The organism is Protofrankia sp. CiP1_Cm_nod2 (assembly GCF_920664355.1).
GTDB lineage: Bacteria > Actinomycetota > Actinomycetes > Frankiales > Frankiaceae > Protofrankia.
The window spans coordinates 15,071-16,339 of record NZ_CAKKTL010000116.1 but is presented as its reverse complement, the minus strand read 5'-3'; the positions used below and the strand labels follow the sequence as shown (position 1 = coordinate 16,339).

Below are 1,269 nucleotides of genomic sequence, written 5' to 3'. Positions count from 1 at the left end.
TTAAGAAGCCGTTCTACTTCCAAAGCGGAATCTAGTGCTTCGTTGAATCTACCCACCTTTACCAGACGGACAGCTTTATTAGTCAATAGCAAAATCTGATCGAATACTCCAATCCGACTCGGCTCACTCACTCAAATCTCCTACATGTATACTGTCACCTTGTTCATTGGGAGAGCGAAAGCGGGTTTCGAGAATTCGGCGCTGAAACTCAATAAGTACGGTTCGATCAATATATTCGCGTACCTCGTAGAGTTCCTTTATGTCCCGCGCCCAGGAGCCATTGAGTAGACCACCTTGGCCAGTGAGATTTGGGTTCTGCGGCCACGGTTCCGACGACACCGTCGGTAACCCACTCGGAAACGACACCGGCCCTGTGATAGCTCGCAGCATCGGTGGGAACGGCGGCGCTGACACCGGCTTGCCCCGCTCGCCCGACACCGCCAGTCCAGCCGCCCGCAGCAACTCCGCTCGCGCCGCCGCCTCGCCGACCCCGAACAGGTCGATCGAGACAATCTGGTTCAATAACTCCGGACGATCACAATCGGTTACCCGAACCGCCAGTAGCTTGCGGGCCTGCCCGGCCGGATCTGCCGCCCACGCTGCCTGCCACTCCGCCGCCCCGTACACCGACCGGGCATAGTCCGCCGACAGCACCGCGATCGTCCGCGCTGCCCGCATCACACCCTCCTGCATCCCCGACACCCAGTTCGACCCCGGCGCGAAATCCCACGCCTGGATTAACACCCGGTAACCCGCATCTTCCAACGTCCAAGCGATCCACTCCGCCCACGCCCGATCCGTCTGGGTGTACGACACGAAGAAGTGCGGATTGCCCCCCGTGTCACCCCCGTCGACCACCCGTCAAGCATGCCATCACCGCCCAACGCGCCAGGAAGTGGCCGACGGGCGCCGGCCATGCCGTTCGTATGTCCGTGGCATCGGTGACAATCGGGTCAGAACGGGGAGCTACGGCGGGTATCGAACCGCCGCGAAGTGGGCCGGAACATGCGAACCCAGGTCGGCAACGGTCACTCACAGGTTTCCCAAGCTCGTAATGTTGATCTCAGCGACACGTGGGGATCTGTCCAGGTGTACCCACTGCTGTACCCAAGCCGGCGGACGTTGGCGGACGAGTACGAACACCGGTGGACGGCGAGCGCAGGTCACGCCGACACGGTGGACGCCCACGGACATCGGCGGACGGTCCGCTTGCTACTCTTAATCTGCGGGTTCGGGGTTCAAGTCCCTGGCGGCGCACCCGTTCTGACC

At 61.5% G+C, this 1,269-nt stretch carries 1 protein-coding gene; it reads right to left on the bottom strand.

Annotation, left to right across the window (positions count from 1 at the left end; all coding sequences use genetic code 11):
* Positions 1–123: 123 nt before the first annotated feature.
* On the bottom strand, positions 124–858 hold the full coding sequence (locus NBW84_RS14165) for a toll/interleukin-1 receptor domain-containing protein (RefSeq protein ID WP_250285198.1): 735 nt from the start codon (positions 856–858) through the stop codon (positions 124–126).
* Positions 859–1,269: the final 411 nt, after the last annotated feature.